This window comes from Streptomyces sp. AC1-42W (assembly GCF_003248355.1).
Lineage (GTDB): Bacteria > Actinomycetota > Actinomycetes > Streptomycetales > Streptomycetaceae > Streptomyces.
The window spans coordinates 2,875,542-2,897,702 of record NZ_QKWY01000002.1 but is presented as its reverse complement, the minus strand read 5'-3'; the positions used below and the strand labels follow the sequence as shown (position 1 = coordinate 2,897,702).

Below are 22,161 nucleotides of genomic sequence, written 5' to 3'. Positions count from 1 at the left end.
CAGCCATGACCGCCGTACTCCCCGAGCGCCCGACCACCACCACCGCCGCGCACCCGGCCGGCTGCCCCTGCGAGACCTGTGCCGCCGCCGGGACGGGCGCGGCCGACCTGATGGCCCGGCTGGCCGCCGTGCCCGGTGACCGCACCGCCGTGGTCGCCGGCGACCTGGAGCTGTCCTTCGACGAACTGCGGGAGCGGGCCGCCGCGTTCGCGTCCGGCCTGGCCGGTCTCGGCGTCGGTCCGGAGAGCGTCGTGGCGCTGTGCCTGCCGCGCGGCGCCGACCTGGTCACCGCGATCATCGGCACGCTGACGGCGGGCGCCGCCTACCTGCCGGTGGACCCGGCGCTGCCCGAGGAGCGGCGGCGGCTGCTCCTGACGGACTCCGGCGCCGACCTGGTGGTCACCGACCGGTCCGGCGCGGTGCCGGCCGGCCCGCGTACGGTCACGGTCGGGGAGCTGGCCGCCGGCCGGGGTGCGGCGTTCGCGCCGGTTCCGGTGGGGCCGGGGGCACTCGCGTACGTCATCTACACCTCCGGCTCGACGGGCCGGCCCAAGGGTGTGGAGATCGCGCGGGGTTCGGCGTCGCTGCTGCTGCGGGAGCTGGAGGACGAGGGCGCGGCAAGCGGCGAGGGCCGGCGCGTCGGCTGGAACGCCTCGCCGTCGTTCGACGCGTCGGTGCAGCAGTGGGTGCGTCTGTCGCGCGGGGACACGCTGGTGATGATCGACGAGGAGACCCGGCGCGACCCGGCGCTGCTGGCCGCGTTCGTGGACGACCGGGGGCTCACGGATCTCGACATCACGCCGTCGCACGCCGAGCCGCTGCTCGATCTGCTCACCCCGGACGGGGGCCCGCGCCCGCTGACGCTGCTCGTCGGCGGCGAGGCGATCGGCCCCGCGCTGTGGGACCGGCTGGTGGAGGCCCGGCGGGCGGGGCTGCTGCGCGCGGTGAACGTGTACGGGCCCACCGAGTGCACGGTCGACACGACGGCCGGCTGGATCGAGGAGCCGGGCGAGCCGCACATCGGCGCCGTGCTCCCCGGGCTGCGGATGCGGCTGCTGGACGAGCGCCTGGCGCCGGTCGGGCCGGGCGGGTCCGGGGAGCTGTATCTGGCCGGTCCCCGGATCGCGCGGGGCTACCGCCGCAGCCCGCACCTGTCCGCGCAGCGGTTCGTCGCCGACCCGTTCGGCGCGCCGGGTGAGCGCATGTACCGGACCGGGGACCGCTGCCGGCTGCTGCCGGACGGGCGCCTGGTGCACCTGGGGCGGCTCGACGGGCAGGTGAAGCTGCGCGGGCACCGGATCGAGGTGCAGGAGATCGAGGCCGCGCTCGGCCTGGCCGGTGCCGCCGAGGCCGCGGTGGTGCTCGGCGAGGACGCCGGGGGCAGCCCGTGTCTGATCGCCTACCACCGGGGCGGGGACAGCGAGGCGCTGCGTACTGCGGTGGCGGCGGCGCTGCCCGCGTACATGGTGCCGTCCGCGTTCGTCGCCGTGGACCGGTTCGCGACGACGCCCAGCGGCAAGCTGGACCGGGCGGCGCTGCCGGCCCGGATCGAGGCGGCGGCGCCCGCCGGGGCCCCGGCGCCGGGCGCGGGTCTCGACGGGCGGGCCGAGGAGCTGATCGGGCGGGTGTGGGCGCAGGTGCTGGGCGCCTCGTCGATCGGCCCGGACGACAACTTCTTCAAGCTCGGCGGCCACTCGCTGCTCGCCATCAAGCTGGTCTCGCGGGTCCGTGCCGAGCTGTCCGTCGCGCTGCCGGTGAAGGCCGTCTACGCCCACCCGAGGCTGCGCGATCTCGCCGCCCACATCGAGGAGTTGTCGGCCGCCGCGCATGGCTGACCGCCCGCGTCCCGGCCCGTTCCCCCGCCCGCCCCCGCCCTTCCCGAGGAGCAGCAACCGTGATCCCCCTCTCGTACGCGCAGCACCGGCTGTGGTTCCTGAACCGTCTCGAAGGTCCGTCGTCCGCGTACAACGCGCCCGTGGTGCTGCGCCTTGACGGGGTGCCCGACCGGCAGTCCCTGGAGGCGGCGGTGCGGGACGTGGTGGAGCGCCACGAAGTGCTCCGCACGGTGTACCGGGCCGTGGACGGGGAGCCGTACCAGCACATCGTCGGCGATCCCGGCGTGCGGCTGGAGGTGCACGCGTGCGGGCCGGGTGACGACGTGGACGCGCGGGTCACCGCCTTCGCGCGGCTGCCGTTCGACGTGACCCGTGATCTGCCGCTGCGGGCCCGGCTGTTCACCGTGCACGGCGGCGGTTCGGTGCTGGTGCTGCTCGTCCATCACATCGCGACGGACGGCTGGTCCGTCGGCTGTCTGCTCAAGGACCTCGACCGTGCCTACACGGCCCGGCGCGAGGGCCGCGCACCCGGGTGGGAACCCCTGCCCGTGCAGTACGCGGACTACGCGCTGTGGCAGCGGGACATGCTCGGCGACCCCGCCGACCCCGACAGCCTGGCGTACGAACAACTCGCCCACTGGCGCGCGGAGCTGGACGGCGCCCCGGCCGCGACCCGGCTGCCCGCCGACCGTCCCCGCCCCGCCGAACCGAGCCACCGGGGAGCGCTGGTCACCGCCCGCCTCTCCGCCACCGCCCACAAGGCGCTCGCCGCCACCGCCCGCGCCCATCGCGCGACGTTCTTCATGACCGCACGGGCCGCCCTGTGCGCCGCGCTGGCGGCGGCCGGGGCGGGACCGGACGTGGTCGTGGGGACTCCGGTGGCGGGCCGGCCCGAGGAGGATCTGCACGACCTCGTCGGCTTCTTCGTCAACTCGCTCGCCCTGCGCGCCGACCTGTCCGACGACCCGGACCTCGGCACGCTGCTCGACCGGGTCCGCGAACGGGACCTGGCCGCCATGGCCCACGAGGACCTGCCGTTCGACCTGCTCGTCGAGGACCTCAACCCGGAGCGCTCCCTCGGCCTGCACCCGTTCTTCCAGGTCATGCTGACCACGCAGACCGCGCAGGACACCCACTGCGCCCTGGGGGCCGTATCCGGCACCCTCGACGCCGCGGACCTGGCCACCGCCAAGTTCGACCTGAGCTTCAACTGTGCCGAGACGTACCGACCGGACGGCGAACCCGACGGAGTGCTGCTCGGCCTGAGCTACGCGACCGATCTGTACGACGAGGAGACGGCGCGGCTGCTCCTCTCCCTGTTCGACCGGGCGCTGACCGCGTACGCCGAACAGCCGGCCGGCACACCCCTCAGCCGGGCCGGGCTGCTCACCGCCCCGGAGCGCGCGGCGATCGACCGCCGTCACGAGGCGCTGGACCGGGCCGCGCGGCAGGCCGCCGAAGCGCCGGGCGAGCCGCGCGACGGCGGCGGCCGGCGCGGCGCGGGCGCCGACCCGCGCGAGGAGATCCTGCGCGGCCTGTTCGCGGAGGTGCTGGGCCGCGACGAGGTGGGGCCCGACGACAGCTTCTTCAAGCTGGGCGGGCACTCGCTGCTCGCCGGGAAGCTCACCAACCGCATCCGCAAGGCGCTCGGTGTCCAGGCCGCCATCCGCGACGTGTTCCTGGCGCCCACCCCGGCCCGGCTGCTGCGCCGGCTCGCCGAGCAGGGCGACGGGCCGGTCCGGCCGCCGCTGCGCCCGGTGCCGGCCGCGCTGCGACCCGCCCGCCTCCCGCTGTCCGCCGCGCAGCAACGGCTTTGGTTCACCGACCAGTTGGAGGGGCCGTGCGCCACGTACAACATTCCCGTGGTGACGCGGCTGCGCCGCCCGGTCGGCCGGGCCGCGTTCGCCGCCGCGCTCACCGATGTCGCACGGCGGCACGAGGTGCTGCGGACGGTGCACCGGTCGGCGGACGGCGAGCCGTACCAGGAGGTGCTGGAGCACGCCGAGCCGGTGCTCGACGTCGTACGGGCGGACGGTGCGCGGGAGCTGCGGGCGGCCGTGGACGCCGCCGCCGGGTACGTGTTCGACCTGGCGGCCGAGATCCCGTTCCGGGCGTGGCTGATCGAGGAGGCGGACGGGGGCCAGGTGCTGGTGCTGCTGGTGCACCACATCGCCGGGGACGGCTGGTCCACCGGCTGCCTGCTCGCCGACCTGGACCGCGCCTACCGGGCGCGGTGCGCGGGCGGGGCGCCGGACTGGGAGCCGCTGCCCGTCCAGTACGCCGACTACACGCTGTGGCAGCACGCGTTGCTGGACGGCGAGCACGGGGTGGCCGGCGAGCAGCTCGCGTACTGGCGCACCGCGCTGGACGGGCTGCCGCCGCTCCTTGCGCTGCCCACGGACCGGCCCCGGCGGCCCGAGCCGGACGGCCGGGGCGCCCTCGCCCCGTTCGAGGTGGGCGCCGACACGCACCGGGCGCTGCTGCGGTGCGCCCGGCAGCACGGCGCGACGCTGTTCATGGTGGTGCAGGCGGCGCTCGCGGCGCTGCTGACGCGGCACGGGGCGGGCGAGGACCTGGCGATCGGGACGACCGTGGCCGGCCGGGGCGACGAGGCGCTGCACCCGCTCGTCGGGTTCTTCGTGAACACGCTGGTGCTGCGGACGGACACCTCGGGCGACCCGGCGTTCACGGAGCTGGTGCGCCGGGTCCGGGAGGCGGGTCTCGGCGCGTACAGCAATCAGGACCTGCCGTTCGACCGGCTGGTCGAGCATCTGAGCCCGCACCGTTCGTCCGCGCACGCACCGCTGGTGCAGGTGATGCTCCAGGTACACGCGGCGGGGGCCGGGGACGCTTCGGCGGCCGGGTCCTCGCTGGACGGGGAGCCGGTGGCGTTCCGGGGTGCCGGGGCCAAGTCCGACCTGACGTTCGCGCTGACCGAGACGGTGGGCCGGGACGGGGCTCCGGCCGGGCTGCGGGGTGTCCTGGAGTACGCGACCGCGCTGTACGACGCGGACACCGCCCGGCTGCTGGTGAAACGGCTGGCGGAGCTGCTGGACGCGTGCGCCGCCGAGCCGGGCGCGCCGCTGTCCGCGCTGGGCGGGGAGGAGCCCTGGCCGGGCGGTCCGGAGGTGGTGCTCGACGCGCGGGGGCGCCGGGTCCCGGTCCGGGTGCCGGGCGAGGTCCACGAGGCGGCGCCCGGTGGCGGGCTGCGGGCCACGGGGCGGCGGGCGTACCGGGACGCGGGCGGGGCGCTGCGGCCGGTGGCCGTGCACACGGTGAACGGGTATCCGGTGGAGCCGGGCGAGATCGAGGGCGTGCTGACCGGGCATCCGGCGGTGACGGGGGCGCGGGCCCTGGTCCGCGACGGGCGGCTGCTGGCCGTGGTGACCTGCGCGCCGGGCACGCCGCCCGCCGGGGACGCGGTGCGTGCCTGGGCGGCCGAGCGGCTGCCGGAGTACCTGGCGCCGGACCGGGTGGTGCGGGCGGCGCGGCTGCCCGAGCCGGGTGAGGACCCGGCCGCGCTGCCGGAGGAGGAGGCGCCCGCGCCCGGAGCCGGGGCCGGGGCCGGGGCCGGTGGGGGTGCGGACGGGCGGCTGCTGGGGATCTTCCGGGAGGTGCTGGACGGGCGGGAGATCGGCCCGGACGACAACTTCTTCAAGTCCGGCGGGCACTCGCTGCTGGCGGTGCGGCTGCTGAACCGTATCCGCGCCGAGTTCGGCCAGGATCTGACGCTGCGCGATGTGTTCCGCAATCCGACGGCGGCCACGCTGTCCGGGCGGCTGCTGGGAGCGGTGGCGGACGCGGTCGAGCCGGAGGGCGCCGGCCCGGCCGCCGCGGCCCCGGCGCTGCGCCGCCGTACGCGGGCGGGCGCCCGGCGCGGATGAGCCCGTAGAGGCGGGCAGCCGGGGCGGGCAGCGGCGGTGGGGAGCGGCAGCTCCCGGCCCCCGCTTTCTGCCGCTCGGAGCTGCCGGGCGGACTGCCGAGAGGGGCGGTCCCGGGCCCCTAGCGTGGGAGCACGGAGGCGAGAGGAACCGATCGCCCGCCCCGGTCTCTCGGCCCCAAGCGGAGGAAACCCCAGGATGCCCCCCATCAGAACGGAAGACCTGCTCGACGGCGGCCCCTCTCCCGCGCCCGCCCCGCCGGTGCTCGATCTCATCGCCCGGCAGGCGCGCACCCGGCCCGAGGCCGTGGCCCTGGTCCATGACACCGTCCGGCTCACCTACGCACAGCTCGCCGACGCCGTCGCGGACCGGGCGCGGGCGCTGGCCGCCGAGGGCGCGGGCCCCGGCCGGCTGGTCGCGCTGCACCGGCCGCGCGGCGTCGACGCCGTCGTCGGCCTGCTCGCCGTCCTCAGCACCGGCGCCGCCTATCTGCCGCTCGACATCCAGGCCCCCGACGCCCGCAACGCGGCCATTCTGGCGGCCGGCTGCGGAGACCCCGCGCCGACGCCCGCCGAGGTGGCCGCCGCCGGTGAGCTGGTCCTGCCGGGGCCCGGCGCGCCGGAGGACGCCGCGTACGTGATCTTCACGTCCGGGTCGACCGGTACGCCCAACGGGGTCGTCGTCGCCCACGACTCGCTGGCGCATTTCATCGCGGGCGCCCTGCCCGCGTACGGCATCGGGCCGGACTCCCGGGTCCTGCAGTTCTCGCCGCTGCACTTCGACGCCAGCGTGCAGGAGGTGTTCACGACCCTGGGCGCGGGCGGCACCCTGGTGCTGCGTACCGACGACATGCTGGACGTACGCGATCTGCTCGCCGGCTGCGCCCGCCACGGGATCACCCTGCTCGACCTGCCGGCCGCGTACTGGCACGAGCTGGTGCATGTGCTGACCACGGGTGCGGTGCGGCTGCCGGACTGCCTGGAGACGGTGATCATCTACGGCGAGGCCGCGCTGCCGGAGCGGGTCGCCCAGTGGCGGGAGCTGACCGGTGAACGGGGGCGGCTGCTGAACGCGTACGGGCCGACCGAGACCACGGTGGCCGCCACCGTCGCCGACCTGACCCGGCACGGCGCGGGACCGGTGCCGATCGGGCGCCCGCTGCCCGGCGTCCGGGCCGCCGTCGTCTCGGGTGAACTCTGGCTGCTCGGCGGCGGGTTGTCGCGCGGCTACCTGGGCAACCCGGAGCTGAACGCCCGCCGCTTCACCGAGCTGGACGGGGAGCGCGCCTACCGCACCGGGGACCTCGTCACGATCGGCGAGGACCGGCAGATCCTGTACCACGGGCGCCTCGACGACGAGGTGAAGATCGGCGGGCAGCGCATCGACCCGGCCGCCGTGGACTCCGTCCTCTCGGCGCATCCCAAGGTCCGGGAGGCGGCCGTCGTCGCCCAGCAGGACGCGGACGGGGTGAAGCGGCTCGTCGCCTTCGTCGTCACCGAGGGCGGCGTCGGGGCCGAGGAGCTGCGCGCCCTGGTGCGCGAGCGGATGCCCGCCGCCGCCGTACCGGCCTCCGTGGGCATCGTCGCCGCGCTGCCGCGTACCAGTTCGGGCAAGATCAACCGCAAGGTGCTGCGGACCACGGACCCCCGGCTCTGCGTCGTCCACGAGGAGCCGCTGCCCGCCGGGGACCGGGTGCCGCTGTCGCACGCGCAGCGCCGGCTCTGGCTGCTCGACCAGCTCGACGGCCCGTCGTGCGCGTACAACATGCCCATCGTGCTGGAGCTGGACGGGATACCCGACCGTACGGCGCTGGCGGCGGCCGTGCACGATCTGGTGGAGCGCCACGAGGTGCTGCGCACGGTGTTCCTCGCCCCGGAGGACGAGCCGTATCAGCATGTGCTCGCCGCGTCCGTGGTCCGTGCCCGCACGGTGGAGTGCCCGGCGGCCGAACTGCGCGGCCGGGTCACCGGTTTCGTCTCCGAGTCCTTCGACCTGTCGCGGGAACTGCCGTTGCGGGTCGCGCTGTTCGTACCGGAGGACGGGGCCGGGGACGGGCCCGCGGCGGTGCTGGCCGTGCTGCTGCACCATGTCGCGGGCGACGGCTGGTCGCTGGCGCCGCTGATGAACGACCTGGCGACCGCCTACGCGGCCCGGCTGGAGGGCCGCGCGCCCGAACAGGAGCCGCTTCCCGTCCAGTACGCCGACTACACCCTCTGGCAGCACGACGTCCTCGGCTCGCCCGACGACCCGGACGCGGCCGTCTCGCGCGGGCTCGCCCACTGGCGGGCCGCGCTCGACGGGCTGCCCGCCGTCACCGATCTGCCGCTGGACCGGCCCCGGCCCGACGTGCCGGACCACCGGGGCGGCCTGGTCACCGCCCGGCTCGAACCGGCCGCGCACACCCGGCTCGTCCGGCTGGCCGACGCGCACGGCGCGAGCATGCTGATGGTCCTGCAGGCCGCGCTCGCCCTCGCCCTGCGCGCGGCGGGGTGCGGGGAGCGGGTCGCCGTGGGCACGCCGGTCGCGGGCCGCGACGACGAGGCGCTCGGGGCGCTGGTGGGCTTCTTCGTCAACACGCTGGTCATGCCGGCCGACACCTCGGGTGATCCGGCGTTCGGCGAACTGCTGGAACGGGTACGCGACACGAGCCTGGCCGCCTACGCGCACCAGGGCGTCCCGTTCGACCTGCTGGTCGAGCGGCTGAACCCGCCGCGCACACCGGGCGTGCACCCGCTCTTCCAGACGATGCTGACCCTGCGCACCGCCGCGCCGGACGACGCCCCGTTCGCGTTCGGCGGGCTGACCGGCCGCTTCCGGGCGGACGGCCCCGCGACCACCAAGTTCGACCTGACCGCCGCCTGCGTGGAGCACCGCGGCGCCGACGGCGCGCCCGCCGGTCTGGAACTCGGCCTGGAGTACGCCCGCGACGTCCTGGACGAGGGCACCGCCCGCCTCCTCCTGGACGCCCTGGAACGGGCCCTGCGTACGGCGGCCGAGCGCCCCGGAACGCCCGTCACCGATACGGAGCTGCTCGGCGCCGACGACCGCTGGTCCCTGGCCGCCCGCCGGACCCGGGTCGCCGCGCTCCGCGCACAGCGGGCCGCCGAGGCCGCGGCCGCCGCGCGGACGGGCGGGGCGCCGGAGGCGGAGTACGTGGACACGCTGCGGGCGATGTTCGCGGAGATCCTGGGTCTGGACGAGGTCGGCCCGGACGACGGGTTCTTCACCATCGGCGGCCACTCCATGAGCGGGGTGCGGCTCGCCAACCGGATGCGCGCCCGGCTGAACGTCGACGTCCATGTACGGGATCTGCTGCTGGCACCGACCCCGGCCGCCCTGGCCCGGCGCATCGCCGCCGCCCGGCCGGTCTCCGAAGGGGCGGGCCCGGCGCTGACCCGGCGCACGGACCGTCCGGACCGGCTGCCGCTGTCGCGCGCCCAGCGCCGGCTCTGGTTCATCGACACGCTGGAGGGGCCCAGCGCCTCGTACAACATTCCGCTGGTGCTGCGTCCGCAGGAGCCGCTGGACGCCGGGGTTCTGGCCTCGGCGCTGACCGATGTGGCCGCGCGGCACGAGGTGCTGCGCACCCGCTACCGGTCGGTCGACGGGGAGCCGCACCAGGAGATCCTGGCCGGCGTGCGGCCCGTGCTCGATGTGCGTACGGTGCCGGCCGGGCGGTTCCGGGCCGCCGTCGCGGCCGCGGCCGGGCATGTGTTCGACCTCGCCGAGGAGATCCCGCTGCGGGCCGCGCTCCTGACCCCGGACGACGGCGGCGGGCAGCTGCTGGTGCTGCTGGTGCACCACATCGCCGCCGACGGATGGTCCACCGGGCCGCTGCTCGCGGACCTGGCCACCGCGTACACCGCCCGCGCCGAGGGCCGCGCGCCCGAGCAGGAGCCGCTTCCCGTCCAGTACGCCGACTACACCCTGTGGCAGCGGGAACTCCTGGACGGGCCCGGCGCGCGGGACCACCTCGCCTTCTGGGAACGCGCGCTCGACGGCGCGCCGCCCGTCCTCGAACTGCCCGCCGCCCGGCCGCGTCCGGCGGAGGCGACCCACCGGGGCGGCCACGCGCCGCTCACCGTGGACGCCGCCACGCACGAGGCCCTGGAGGAGCTGGCCCGGCGCCACGGCGCGACGCTGTTCATGGTGGTGCAGGCCGCCCTCGCGGCGGTCCTCACCCGGCACGGCGCCGGCACCGATCTGCCGCTGGCCACGATGACGGCCGGGCGGGACGACGAGGCGCTGAGCGATCTGGTCGGCTTCTTCGTCAACACGCTCGTCCTGCGCACCGACACCTCGGGCGACCCCGCGTTCACCGAACTGCTGGAGCGGGTACGCGACACCGACCTGGCCGCCTACGCCCATCAGCGGCTGCCGTTCGACCGGATCGTGGAGCACCTCAACCCGGCCCGCTCCACCGCCCACCACCCGCTCACCCAGTACGTCGTACAGCTCCACCACGACTACACGGACACCGGAACCGACACCGGGACCCCGCTGCTGCGGCCCGAGCCGGCGCCGCTGGAGGAGCTGTCCACCAAGTTCGACCTGACGCTCGCGCTGTGGGAGCGCAAGGACGAGGAGGGCCGGCCGGCCGGTCTCGCGGGCGGCCTCGAATACGCCACGGACCTGTTCGGCGCCGACACGGCCGCGCTGCTCGCCGCGCACATCGGGCGGCTGCTGCGCACCGTCGCCGCCGACGCCGGGACGCGGATCGGCGCGGTGGACCTGCTCACCGCCGATGAGCGGTTCCGGCTGGTCCACGAGTACAACGACACCGCGACCCCGACCCGCGACCGGGCCGCGGTGCACGAGCTGATCGCCCGCCGGGGCGTACTCACGCCGGACCGCCCCGCCCTGATCACCGACGCGGAGACGGTCGGCTACGGCGAACTGGACGCCCGCGCCGGCGCGCTGGCCGCCCGGCTGCGCGCGGCCGGGGTGCGCCGGGGCGACAGTGTGGGGGTGCTCCTCGAACGCGGGGTACCGCTGGTGGTGACCGCGCTCGCCGTCCTCAAGTGCGGCGCCGCCTACGTCCCGCTGGACCCGGCCCTGCCCGAGGCGCGGATCGCGCTCATGGTCCAGGACGCCGGCCTCCGCCTCGTCGCGACCGACACCGCGCACACGGGCACGGTGCCCGCTGAGGTCTCCGTACCGCTGCTGACGGTCGACGCACCGGCCGGGGACGGCGCACCGGCGCCGTTCGAGGCCGCGGCGGTCGCCGGGGACGACCTGATGTACGTGATGTTCACCTCCGGCTCGACGGGCCGCCCCAAGGGCGTCGGCGTCACCCATCGCAACGTCACCGAACTCGCCGTCGACCGCGACGTCCTGGCGGGCGGCCCCCGGCGGATGCTGGTGCACTCCGCGACCGGGTTCGACGCCTCGGTCTTCGAGATGTGGGTGCCGCTGATCAACGGCGGCGCTCTGGTGATCGTGCCGGGCGACGGCACCGACCTCGCGGAGACCGGGCGTGCCGTCCGGGACCACGGCGTCACCGCCGCCTACTTCACCGTGGGCCTGTTCCATGTGATGGCCGACGAGGCGCTGGACACGCTGCGGCTGCTGCGCGAGGTGTGGACGGGCGGTGACGTCGCGTCGCCGGCCGCCGTGCAGCGGGTGCTGACGCACTGTCCGGACACCGTCCTGGTGCACTCCTACGGGCCCACCGAGACGACGTTCGCCTCGCACAACCAGTGGCTCACCGGCGGCCGGGGCTCGCTCGGCGCGGCCGGGCTGCATCTGGGCCGGCCGATGGACAACACCCGCAGCCACGTCCTGGACGGCGCGCTGCGGCCCGTGCCGCCGGGGGTGCCCGGCGAGCTGTACATCGCCGGTACGCATGTGGCGCGCGGCTACACCGGGCGCCCCGACCTGACCGCCGAACGCTTCGTGCCCGACCCGTTCGAGGCGGACGGCAGCCGGATGTACCGCACCGGCGACCGGGTGGTGTGGACGCCGGACGGCGAACTGCGGTTCCTGGGGCGGGCGGACGGCCAGGTCAAGCTGCGCGGGGTACGGATCGAGCCCGGAGAGGTCGAGCACGCGCTCGCCGCCCATCCGGAGGTCGGCCAGGCGCTCGCCGTGGTCCGCGAGGACCGGCCGGGCGAGCGGAGCCTCGTCGGCTACGCGGTGCCGCGCGCCGGCCGCACCGTCACCGGGGCGGAACTGCTGGCCCTGGCCCGTACCGCGCTGCCCGCCCATCTGGTGCCCTCGGCGGTCGTCGTCCTGGACGCCCTGCCGCTGACGGTCAACGGCAAGCCGGACCGCCGGGCGCTGCCCGCGCCGGACCGGCCGGCCGCCGCGCACCGGGCGCCGCGCAACGCACGCGAGGAGGTGCTGTGCGGGCTGTTCGCCGAGATCCTGGGCGTGCCGAAGGTCGGCCTCGACGACAACTTCTTCGCCCTGGGCGGGCATTCGCTGCTCGGTGTGCGCCTGGTGAGCCGGGTGCGGTCGGTGCTGGGCGTGGACCGCGGGGTGCGGGACCTGTTCCGTGCGCCGACCCCGGCCGGGCTGCTCGGCGCGCAGGACCCGGACGGCACGGCCGGCGCCATGGGGGTGCTGCTGCCGCTGAACGTCCGGGGCAGCCGCCGCCCGCTGTTCTGCGTGCATCCGGGGACCGGGGTCGGCTGGTCGTACGCGGGCCTGGCCCGCCATCTCGGGGACGACCAGCCGCTGTACGCCCTCCAGGCCCGCGCGCTGAGCGAGCCCGGTCACCGGCCGCGCACGGTCGAGGAGATGGCCGACGACTATCTGGAGCGCATCCGGCAGGTCCAGCCCTGGGGCCCGTACCGGCTGCTCGGCTGGTCCTTCGGCGGGATCGTCGCGCACACCATGGCCGTCCGGCTGCGCGCGGCCGGTCAGCGGGTCGAGCTGCTCGCGCTGATGGACGTCCACCAGACGGGGCCGGGCAGTGTGTCCGTGCTGCCGCCCGAGGAGCTGGAGTCGGCCGTGCCGCTGGGCGAGGAGGAGCTGCCGGCGGCGGTGGAGCGGGTGCGCCGCGAGGACCCGGTCCTGGGCGGGTTCAGCGCCGGCGAGATCCGGGCCGTGCTGCGCGCCTCGGAGACCCACGCGACGCTCATGTCCCGGCACGTCCCCGGGGTCGCCGACACCGGCGCGGTCTTCTTCACGGCCCGCAGGCCCGGCGAACCGGAAGGCGCGCTGGCCGCCACCTGGAATCCGTTCCTGACCGGGACGGCGGAGAACCACACCGTGGAATGCGGACATCTCCGGATGACCGAGGAAGAACCTCTCGCACACATCGGGAAAGTCATCGCGGAGAAACTCTCCGCACTGCAGGAAGAAACCCTGCGGGAAAACGAAACGAGGAGTTATTCATGAGCGACATCGTGAACCCTTTCGACGACGCCGAGGGCTCCTTCCACGTCGTGGTGAACGACGAGGGCCAGCATTCCCTCTGGCCGGCCTTCGCCGACATCCCGGCGGGCTGGAACAGCGTCTGGGGGGCCGGTGACCGGGCCGCCGCCCTGGAGTACATCACCGCGAACTGGACCGACATCCGCCCCCGCAGCCTGGTCGAGCAGTACGCCTGACCGGAATTCCCGTCAAGGCCGCGCCCCGCACATCCTGCGGGGCGCGGCCTTTTCGCGCGCCCTCCCGTAGGAAATTCCGGGACCGGAAACTGCCGCCGGTTACTGCCGCTCGACTTCCGCCGGGAAAACATTTCCATACATAGCATCGAAGGCATGAAGATACTCCTGAGCGGAACCGCTTCGGACTCCCACACCTGGAATCTCGTCTATCTCGGGCTGTTCCTGGAGGAGCGGGGGCACGACGTCGTCGCGCTGGGCCCCTGTGTGAGTCCCCGGCTGCTCACGGCCGCCTGTCGCCGGCATGCCCCCGACGCGGTCGTGCTCAGCAGCGTCAACGGCCACGGCCACCGCGACGCCCTCGCCGCCGTGCGCGCGCTGCGCGCCGAACCGGAGCTGGCCGCGCTGCCGGTGGCGGTCGGCGGCAAGCTGGGCACCGCCGACTGCTCCGGCGAGGCGGAGGCGGACCGGCTGCGCGCGGCGGGCTGCGACGCCGTCCTGGGCGACGGGGCCGCCGATCTGGAGGCCCTGTGCGTCTTCCTCGCCGCGCACCGGGTGGTGGCATGACCCCCGCCGACACCCCCCGCCCCGCAGCCGTCGGCGCTCCCCGCATTCTCACCGCCGGTGCCCCCCGCCCCTTCGGCGCGTTCGTCGCGGACGCCGCCGCCTCCGGACGGCTGGTCGTCCAGCCCCGTATGGGCTTCGCCGACCCGCGTACCATGCGCGCCGGACTGGAGCGGACCAGAAACGCCACCGCGACCACCGCGGGCACCCTCACCATCGACAGCTACACCCGCGTCGGTGACCTCGCCGGAGCCCGGGCCGCGCTCGCGGAGGGGGCCGGGCTCAACGGCTACCCGATCGCCGCGCACCCGCTCGCCGTCACCCGCGCCCTGCTCGACGGCGTCCACGACGCCGGCTTCCCCGTCCAGGTCCGGCACGGCTCCGCCCGGCCGCAGGCCATCATCCGGGCCCTGGTCGCCGCCGGCCTGGACGCCACCGAGGGCGGGCCGGTGTCCTACTGCCTGCCCTACGGCCGCACCCCGCTGCGCGAGTCCGTCGCCGCCTGGGCGCAGGGGTGCGAACTGCTGGCCGCGAGCGCGCGCCCCGGTTCCGTCCCGCATCTGGAGAGCTTCGGCGGCTGTCTGCTCGGCCAGCTCTGCCCGCCCGGTCTACTCGTCGCGACGAGCCTGCTGGAGTGCCTGTTCTTCGCCCAGCACGGCCTGCGCAGCGTTTCGCTGAGCTACGCGCAGCAGACCGATCCGGGCCAGGACGAGGAGGCGATACGGGCGCTGCGCCGGCTGGCCGCCGAGTTCCTGCCCCCGGGTGTGGACCACCATGTCGTCCTCTACACCTACATGGGCGTCTACCCGCGCACCGAACGCGGCGCGACCCGGCTGCTCGAAGCGTCCGCGCGGCTGGCGGTCCGGGCCGGGGCGGACCGGCTCCTCGTGAAGACGACCGCCGAGTCCCGTCGTATCCCGACCGTCGGGGAGAACGTCCGCGCCCTGGAGACCGCCGCCGCGGCCGCCGCGCTCGCCGGTCCGCCGGAGCCGGGCGGCCCGGACGACTCGGAGGTCTACATCGAGGCCCGGACGCTGGTGGAGGCCGTCCTCGGGGTGTGCCCCGAGCTGGCCCGCGCGCTGCCCGCCGCCTTCGCACGCGGGCTGCTGGACGTGCCGTTCTGCCTGCACCCCGACAACGCCGGCCGCTCCCGCAGCGTCATCGGCGCGGACGGGCGGCTGCGCTGGTCGGACACGGGCGCGATGCCGATCCACCCCGACGCCCCGTCCGGAGCCGCGCCGCTCACCGCCAACGGCCTGCTCACCGCCCTGCACCACATGGCCGACCGCTACGACAGACCACCGCCCGACCCCGTACCCGTCCACCGGCCGTCCGCCCCCGCCGTCCCGCCGCACCGCCACCACGAACAGGAGCCCGTCATGGATCACGCCCCGCAGCCCGCAGGCCCCGCGCTGCCGCCCCCGCTCGGTGAGCACCTGCGCTCCCCGCAGCTGCGCGCCGCCATGCTCGTCCAGCAGGAGGCGCTGCGGGCGGCCCGCGACCATCTGCGGGAGTCCGGCTTCGTCGAGCTGCTGCCCCCGCTGGTGGGGCCCGTCACCGATCCGGGCGGCCGGGGCGCCAAGGCCCTGGACGTCGACTACTACGGGCGCCCGTACAAGCTGATGACCAGCGCCATCCTCTACAAGCAGGCGTCGCTGCACGGCTTTCCGAAGCTGTTCTACATCGCGCCCAACGTCCGGGTGGAGCCGGAGGAGACCGCCACCACCGGGCGCCATCTCGTCGAGTTCCACCAGATCGACGTCGAGATCGCCGGCGCGAGCCGCGAGGACGCCCAGGAGGTCGCCGCCGGGCTGCTCACGCGCGTCGCCGAGCACGTGTGGAGCGCCGTGCCCGATCTGCTCACCGGACTGGGCCGCCAGGAGGCCGACTTCGCGGATGTGCGCGGCGGCAAGTACGACGTGTGCACCCATCAGGAGGCCGTCGCCCGGCTGCAGGCCGCCGGGCATCCGCAGAACCCCGGCAGCGAGATCGACTGGACCGGTGAGCGCATCCTCTCGCTGGAGAGCGACCGGCCGTTCTTCATCAACGACTACCCCAAGGGCTCGCGCGGCTTCTACGACCGCGAGGACCCCGAACGCCCCGGCGTGCTGCGCAACTTCGACCTCATCGCCCCGCACGGCTACGGCGAGCTGGTCTCCGGCAGCGAGCGCGAGTCCGACTACGCGACCATCGTCACCCGGATGCGGGAGAGCGGCGAGAACCCGGCCAAGTACGCCTGGTACCTCAAGGAGGCCCGCGAGGGCATCCCGGCCAGCGCCGGCTTCGGCATGGGCCTCCAGCGGCTCGTCCGCTTCCTCACCGGGCTCGACGCCCTGTGGCAGGTCAGCGCCTACCCGAAGCTCCCCGGCGTGGTGGCCCCGTGAGCGCCCTCGGCGCGGCCGGCTTCCCCGAGCGCGAGATCCGCGCCCGCGCCCGGCGCGGCACCGCCGAAGTGTTCCCCGACCCCGGCTCGTACGGTGCCGAACTGTTCGGCCCCGGTGGTGCGGCGGGCGGCGACGCGCTGGACCGGGCCAGGATCGTGCCGCCGGTCTTCATGCCGGAGCGGCTGGAGAAGCTCATCGACCTGGCCCGCGAGCCCGAGTCCGGCGATGTGGACCTGACGGCCCGGGTCGGCGGGTTCACCGCCGCGCTCCCGCTGTACCTGTCGGCCTTCGGCTCGACCCGGGCGGGCAGCGGCGACCTCGCCGTCCAGGCGTCCCGGCAGGCCGGCCGCCTCGGCATCCCGATGGTCATCGGCGAGAACATGGTCCCCGTCCACGGCTACCGGCGCGGCGGCGACACCGCCCGCTCCGCGCTCCTGGCCCGTATCGACGCGTATCTCGAAGCGGCGCCCGAGGGGGTCGGCGGCATCGTCGTCCAGCAGTCCACCGAGGACGCCGACTCGGAGGTCTGGAACCTCCTCTACAGCGACCCCGCCACCCGGCCGCTCCTCGAATCGGGGCGCCTGGGCTTCGAGTTGAAGACCGGTCAGGGCGCGAAACCCGGCCTCGGCGGCATGACCGTCGTCTCCGGCGAGGAGGCGGAGCAGCTGGCGGCCCGGTTCACGGTCACCGAGGTGTTCGGCGAGGGCGACGGCCGGCGGCTGCGCTGTGCCACGCCCGGCACGTTCACGGACGAGATCCTGCGCCAGCAACTGCGGTTCATGCGGAACAACTTCCCCAGGGCCCGTACGTGGGTGAAGTTCCATCCGGGCCGTGACATCGGGGACGCCGCGCGCACCGCGTGGGGCGCGGGGGCGGACGCCGTCACGGTGGACGGCGCGGAGGGCGGCACCGGCTGGGCGCCCCGCGTCTTCCTCGACCAGGTCGGCCTGCCGCTCGCGGAGTGTCTGCGCCGTGTGGGCCGGCCCGAGGGCTGTCTGCTCGCCAGTGGCCGGATGTGGGAGGGCGGACGTGTGCTGCGTGCCCTCGCGCTGGGGGCCGGGGCGGCCGGTCTCGGCAGGGCCGCCCTGATCGCGGTGGACGAGGACCCGGAGCACGGTCTGATCCGCCTCGCCGACAGCATCGCCCTCGAACTGCGGCTGCTGATCAGCGCGTTGGGCAAGTACGCGGTGGCGGCGCTGGCCCCGGACGACCTGTGGTGGCCCGACGCGGCCCCGCTGCCGGCGGGCCCGGCCGCGGTGGGAGCCACCCCGTGAACGCCCGCCCGCGCCGTGGCCGCGCGGCCGCGGGCGCCCCGGTCCGGGACGGGCTGCGGCGCGATGCCGTACGGGCCCGCTTCCTGGTCCGGGAGGCGCCCGGTGTCACCGTCACGTCCCCGGGCGCGGGTCCGCCCGGCGCGGAGGGCCGGGGCCCGCTCGCGGACGCCGCCCGGCTGGGCGCCCAACGGGCCCTCGCCGAGGCGGGCCGGGGCTATCTCGGCGGCTGCCTGGAACTGCGTACCCAGGGCCGCGTCCGCGGCGAGCGCGCCGGGCGGGCCCTGCGCCGGGCGGTGGTGCGCGCCGCCGCACTGGCCGTCGCGGCGGCACTGCGCGGCGAGACCACCGCCGTACACGTCCCGGCGGGGCGCCACCGCTAGGGGGTGTCCAAGAGCCCCGCCCGCAGGAAGCCCTTCCCACCACTTCGAGCCCACTCCCCCAGGAAGTCGAGTCCCATGACTACGCATTCCACCGCTCCGTCGCCCGAGGCGGGGCCGGCGCCCGACTGGCGGCGCATCGGCAGTTTCGTCACCGGGCAGGCCGCCGTGCAGTGCGGCAGCTTCGCCCTGATCATCGCCATGAACTGGACCGCCGTGCAGTTGGGCGGCCGATCCGCGGTCACCTGCGTGATCCTCGCCTCCACGCTGCCGCGCGCCCTGATGCTGCTGTTCGGCGGCGCGCTCGCCGACACCCTCGGCCCGCGCGCGGTCGTGCTCCGGGCGACCGCGACCCGGCTCGCCGTCCTGGCCGTCGGCGCCCTGATCACGGCGGGCGCCGACAGCCTCTGGCCACTGGTCGCGGTCGCCGTGGTCGAGGGCTCGCTCCTCGGCCTGACCGGACCGGCGTCGGGCGTGCTGCTCACCCGGCTGGCGCCGCAGGAGCATCTGGGCCGCGCCAACTCGCTGTTCGCCATGGTGATGCGGCTGGCGCCGATCGCCGGATCACCGCTGGGAGCCTGGCTGGTCGTGGCGGGCGGACTGTCCGGGGCCATGCTGGTGTCGGCGGCCGGCTGCGCCGTCTGGCTGGTCTGCGCGTTCCATGTGACGCGCGGCATGGGCCGGCCCGAACGCGGCGACGGTCCCGGCCCGTCGCTGTTCCGGCGCTCCGGTGACGGGCTCCTGCTGCTGGGCGGCCATCCCCGGCTGCGCTGGATGTTCATCGCCTGCTTCTGCATGGACTTCGCGTTCCTGTGGCCGGCCGAGGTCGCGCTGCCGCTGCGTGCCTCCGGCGAGGGCTGGGGCATCGGGGCGGTCGCGGCGGCACTGTCCGCGTTCAGTGTCGGGGCCCTGGTGTCGGCGGCGGCCGGGGCCGCGCTCGCGCACCGCATACCGGTCCCGGTGAAGCTCGTCGTCACCGGCACCGGGCTGGCGGTGGGCCTGGGCGCCATGGCGCTGATGCCGTCGCCGCCCGTCCTCGCGGTCACGGCGGGCGCGGTCGGCCTCTGCTCGGGGATGAACGGCCCGGCCCTGGTCACCGCGTACCAGCAGGCCGTGCCGGAGGGGAAGCTCGGCGCCGCGATGTCGACGTTCTCGCTCTCCAGCATCGGAGCCGCGCCGCTGTCCCTGGCCGTCTTCAGTTCGCTGTCCGCCCCGCTGGGCGTGACCGGCACCTGGCTGCTGTGCGCGGGTGTCGCGCTGTTCTCGCCCGTCGCCGCGACGCTCGCCCTGCGCGCGCCCATCACGCGGAAGGCCCCCGCCGCGACGGGGGCGTCCGCCGCCCCCGAGCCCACCGCAACCGCCGTGTGAGGCAGACATGTCCCTGCTGGAACCCAGTCCGTCACCCGCTCTCGACTCCCTGCTCCTGCCCACCGCGCTCCCCCCGCTGCCCGCCGCGCTGCCGCCGCCGGCGGAGCCGGGGCCCGGCGGTCCGCGCCTGTGGCTGGTGGCCACCGCCGCGCACGAGGAGAGCGCCGCCCGCTACGCCCCGCTCGTCCTGGCTCCGGCGGAGCTGGCGCGCGCCGAGGAGTTCCGCCGCCCCACCGACCGCGCCACGTATCTGTGCGCCCATGTCGGGCTGCGCCGGGTCCTCGGCAGTCATCTGGGCGTCGCGCCCCGTACGGTCTCGGTGGTCCGGGCCCCCTGTCCGTGCTGCGGGGAGCCGCACGGGCGGCCCGTGCTGCCGGGCGAGCCGCTGCACTTCTCGCTGTCGCACTGCGAGGGGCTGAGCCTGATCGCGGTCGCCGCCGCGCCGGTCGGCGTGGACGTCGAGCCGGTGCCGGGCGCGCAGACGCTGACCGAGGCCGCCGATGTGGTCCATCCGCTGGAGGCGGCGGAGCTGGCCGCGCTGGCGCCCGAGGCCCGGCCGGCCGCGTTCGCCCGGGTGTGGACGCGGAAGGAGGCGTATCTGAAGGGCCTCGGCATCGGCCTGGGCGCCGATCCGTCCACGGAGTACGTGGGCGCGGGCCCGGTACCGGCCGCCCCGGCCGGCTGGCTGCTCGCGGACATCGCCGCCCCGCCCGGCCACCGGGCGGCGGTGGCGGTCCGGCGGATCGGTGGCGTCGGGGCGGGCCCGGACTGAGCGGCGGCCCGGCCGGGCGGGCGCGGGCGCGGGCGCGTCAGACCTTCTGCTTCTTCAGGGAGGTGAGATGGGCGAAGACGACGACGTTGGCGGAGTAGCCGTTCTTCTTGTCGAAGCGCCCGCCGCAGGTCATCAGCCTGAGCTCGGGGCGGCCGGTGGTGCCGTACACCTTGTCGTCGGGGAACGTGTCCTTCTTGTACGTCTCGACCGCGTCGACCGTGAAGACGGCGGTCTGCCGGTCGGCGCGGGTGACCTTGACCTTGTCGCCCCGGTGCAGGGCGTTCAGGTTGAGGAAGATCGCGGGGCCGGTCTCCGTGTCGCGGTGGCCGACGATCAGGGAGGTGCCCTTCTCGCCGGGCGAGGGCCCGTCGCGGTACCAGCCCACCTCGCGGGGCCTGCTCATCGGCGGGGCGCCGAGGCGTCCCTTCTTGTCGAGCCCGAGGCCGGTGACCGGGGCCTCGATGAAGATGGCGGGCACCGCGATCTTCACCGGCCGCGACGGGGACAGCGGGGCGTGCGAGACCGGCCGGTCGCCGCCGCCCGCGGCGTCGTTGCCGTGGGCGGCGGCGACCGCATCGTCGGGCGAGTCGGAACTCGCCCAGACGATGCCGCTCACCAGCGAGAAGGTCACACACAGTGTCATCGTGAGACGACACGCCCGGCTCGGGCCCCGTCGGCGTCTTCTGCGCGGGTTATGCCTCGTTGCGGGCACGGCGGCGTGCGGCTCGGCGGACCATGATCAGCCCGGCGGCTCCGGCGGCCCCGGCCGCGAGGGCGGCGGTGGTGCCGATGTTGGAGTCGCTCTCGGAGCTGACGCTCTCCATGTCCGGGACGCCGCCGCCACCGGCCGGCACCCCGCCGGACGGCTGCCGGTAGTCGGTCTCGGCGCCTTCGGCGGACGAGCCGCGCTCGTTGTTCTGCGAGCCGTTGTTGGTGGCCGGCTTGGTGCAGTCGACCTTGAACGCCTTGTTCTTCGGGCCGGACGGAACGATCCACACCAGCTGGTACGTGCCCTCGGGGAGCAGGTACTCCTGGCTGCGGGCCGAGCCGTTGACCAGGGGCAGGGTGCTGGCCAGGGTGTCGCCCGGCGGGATGGTCGGCGGCTGCGCGGTGATGGTCCACGTCACGGCCGGCAGCTCGCCGAAGTTGCTGGCCTGGAGGACGAACTTGCAGACCTCGTCGCCGTCGCCGCCGCGGGCCGCCCAGCCGCCCGGACGGATGTCGATGTTGCCGCTGTCGCCGGGGAGCGCGTAGGCGGAGGACGCCCCGGCCACCGTGGCCGCGGCGAGGGCGACAGCGGCGGCCGCGACAGCGCCCGCGCGGGCACTGCGGGAACGGAGGGAAGCGGACATGCGCATGCTGAACTCCTTCGAGCCGGGATGATTGTCGTACTGATCAATCGATCGCCTAAGAAATGCCATGGCTCTGGGGATAAACGCGGCGTAACACTCTGGAAAAGTGCGATAAGTACCCTGATCAGCCGATAGCGCTCCGGCCCGGAGTTCCCTCGCGGAGCGGCTGCGAAGGGCGCCCGGCCGGGGTCAGGGTGTCGCGGCGGAGACCACGTAGACGACGGGGGAACTCGGGTCCGTCATGTCCACCGTGATGTCCTGTGTGGGGCGCGGGTCCTCGTTGGTGTGGGTGGTGCCCGCCCAGGAGACGCCCTCGCCGAAGTACCAGCCGGCGATCCGGGTGTCGCGCTCGCCGATGGTGACCTTGCCCTGCTCCAGGGCGGCACGGCCGGAGCCCAGATCGGTCAGGAAGGCGTCCAGGCCGTTGGACGTCGTGCGGAAACGCACGTACATCCGGCTGACCTTCCAGTTGTTCGTCTCGTAGTACTCCACCTCGGTCGCGTAACCGGGGATCGGCACCTCGAAGATGCGGCGCAGCATCCGCGAGGGCCAGCCGGGCCGCAGCCCCTGGGCGGCTGCCTCGGCGGCCTTGTCCTGGCCGGAGCGGCGGCTCTGGCCCGCTGAGATCAGCAGATAACCGGCCGGGATGCCGATCAGCAGCACGATGATCGTCGCCGTGATCAGACGGCGGCGGATCAGATGGCGGCGGGTCTCGGGCTGCGGTCCGCCGCCCTCGTCCGGCGGCGTGGACTGGCGCGGCAGGACGGGGTGCTCGGCTGCGGTCATCGGTGTGGGCGTCCC

13 protein-coding genes are annotated in these 22,161 nt (G+C 75.3%); 10 read left to right on the top strand and 3 right to left on the bottom strand.

All coding sequences use genetic code 11. The features are described 5' to 3' along the window. Positions 1-5: 5 nt before the first annotated feature. The 10 genes from DNK56_RS30815 (at position 6) to DNK56_RS30770 (ending at position 20,008) form a co-directional block, all read left to right on the top strand. Positions 6-1,835, top strand: a complete 1,830-nt coding sequence (locus tag DNK56_RS30815; protein WP_111339049.1) for a non-ribosomal peptide synthetase — start codon at positions 6-8, stop codon at positions 1,833-1,835. A 59-nt stretch (positions 1,836-1,894) separates the two neighbouring features. After that, positions 1,895-5,719 carry a condensation domain-containing protein gene (locus DNK56_RS30810; RefSeq protein WP_111339048.1) on the top strand — a complete coding sequence of 1,275 codons (3,825 nt, stop codon included), beginning with the start codon at positions 1,895-1,897 and terminating at the stop codon, positions 5,717-5,719. Positions 5,720-5,914: 195 nt separating this feature from the next. Then, on the top strand, positions 5,915-13,060 hold the full coding sequence (locus DNK56_RS30805) for a non-ribosomal peptide synthetase (protein ID WP_111339047.1): 7,146 nt from the start codon (positions 5,915-5,917) through the stop codon (positions 13,058-13,060). Continuing rightward, positions 13,057-13,272, top strand: a complete 216-nt coding sequence (locus DNK56_RS30800; protein WP_111339046.1) for an MbtH family protein — start codon at positions 13,057-13,059, stop codon at positions 13,270-13,272. The genes DNK56_RS30805 and DNK56_RS30800 overlap by 4 nt, the downstream gene beginning before the upstream one ends. 153 nt (positions 13,273-13,425) lie before the next feature. Further along, a complete protein-coding gene (locus DNK56_RS30795) occupies positions 13,426-13,836 on the top strand; it encodes a cobalamin B12-binding domain-containing protein (protein ID WP_111339045.1) in 411 nt (136 codons plus the stop codon). Further along, positions 13,833-16,217: an amino acid--tRNA ligase-related protein gene (locus DNK56_RS36615; RefSeq protein WP_111339044.1), complete on the top strand. Its 2,385-nt coding sequence runs from the start codon at positions 13,833-13,835 to the stop codon at positions 16,215-16,217. Before DNK56_RS30795 ends, DNK56_RS36615 begins: the two co-directional genes overlap by 4 nt. After that, positions 16,214-17,491, top strand: coding sequence for a glutamate synthase-related protein (locus tag DNK56_RS30785; protein ID WP_111339043.1), 1,278 nt, complete (start codon positions 16,214-16,216; stop codon positions 17,489-17,491). Before DNK56_RS36615 ends, DNK56_RS30785 begins: the two co-directional genes overlap by 4 nt. Further along, positions 17,488-17,871 carry a hypothetical protein gene (locus DNK56_RS30780; protein ID WP_241990138.1) on the top strand — a complete coding sequence of 128 codons (384 nt, stop codon included), beginning with the start codon at positions 17,488-17,490 and terminating at the stop codon, positions 17,869-17,871. Before DNK56_RS30785 ends, DNK56_RS30780 begins: the two co-directional genes overlap by 4 nt. A 75-nt stretch (positions 17,872-17,946) precedes the next feature. Next, a complete protein-coding gene (locus DNK56_RS30775; protein WP_111339042.1) occupies positions 17,947-19,236 on the top strand; it encodes an MFS transporter in 1,290 nt (429 codons plus the stop codon). A gap of 7 nt (positions 19,237-19,243) precedes the next feature. Beyond that, positions 19,244-20,008 (top strand): 4'-phosphopantetheinyl transferase family protein, encoded by a 765-nt coding sequence (locus DNK56_RS30770; RefSeq protein ID WP_111339041.1) that lies wholly within the window; start codon positions 19,244-19,246, stop codon positions 20,006-20,008. 37 nt (positions 20,009-20,045) lie between these two features. On the opposite strand, the gene DNK56_RS30765 is transcribed toward DNK56_RS30770, so the two are convergent. The 3 genes from DNK56_RS30765 to DNK56_RS30755 form a co-directional block, all read right to left on the bottom strand. Next, entirely contained in the window at positions 20,046-20,651 is a 606-nt protein-coding gene (locus DNK56_RS30765) for a class F sortase (protein ID WP_111339040.1), read from the bottom strand. Positions 20,652-20,700: 49 nt separating this feature from the next. Continuing rightward, on the bottom strand, positions 20,701-21,366 hold the full coding sequence (locus DNK56_RS30760; RefSeq protein ID WP_111339039.1) for a hypothetical protein: 666 nt from the start codon (positions 21,364-21,366) through the stop codon (positions 20,701-20,703). 183 nt (positions 21,367-21,549) lie between these two features. Beyond that, on the bottom strand, positions 21,550-22,146 hold the full coding sequence (locus tag DNK56_RS30755; RefSeq protein ID WP_111339038.1) for a hypothetical protein: 597 nt from the start codon (positions 22,144-22,146) through the stop codon (positions 21,550-21,552). Positions 22,147-22,161: the final 15 nt, after the last annotated feature.

Coding starts and splice junctions, on each gene's coding strand:
- DNK56_RS30815 (WP_111339049.1), top strand. CDS start 6: ATGACCGCCGTACTCCCCGAGCGCCCGACCACCACCACCGCCGCGCAC.
- DNK56_RS30805 (WP_111339047.1), top strand. CDS start 5,915: ATGCCCCCCATCAGAACGGAAGACCTGCTCGACGGCGGCCCCTCTCCC.
- DNK56_RS30800 (WP_111339046.1), top strand. CDS start 13,057: ATGAGCGACATCGTGAACCCTTTCGACGACGCCGAGGGCTCCTTCCAC.
- DNK56_RS30795 (WP_111339045.1), top strand. CDS start 13,426: ATGAAGATACTCCTGAGCGGAACCGCTTCGGACTCCCACACCTGGAAT.
- DNK56_RS36615 (WP_111339044.1), top strand. CDS start 13,833: ATGACCCCCGCCGACACCCCCCGCCCCGCAGCCGTCGGCGCTCCCCGC.
- DNK56_RS30775 (WP_111339042.1), top strand. CDS start 17,947: ATGACTACGCATTCCACCGCTCCGTCGCCCGAGGCGGGGCCGGCGCCC.
- DNK56_RS30770 (WP_111339041.1), top strand. CDS start 19,244: ATGTCCCTGCTGGAACCCAGTCCGTCACCCGCTCTCGACTCCCTGCTC.
- DNK56_RS30765 (WP_111339040.1), bottom strand. CDS start 20,651: ATGACACTGTGTGTGACCTTCTCGCTGGTGAGCGGCATCGTCTGGGCG.
- DNK56_RS30760 (WP_111339039.1), bottom strand. CDS start 21,366: ATGCGCATGTCCGCTTCCCTCCGTTCCCGCAGTGCCCGCGCGGGCGCT.
- DNK56_RS30755 (WP_111339038.1), bottom strand. CDS start 22,146: ATGACCGCAGCCGAGCACCCCGTCCTGCCGCGCCAGTCCACGCCGCCG.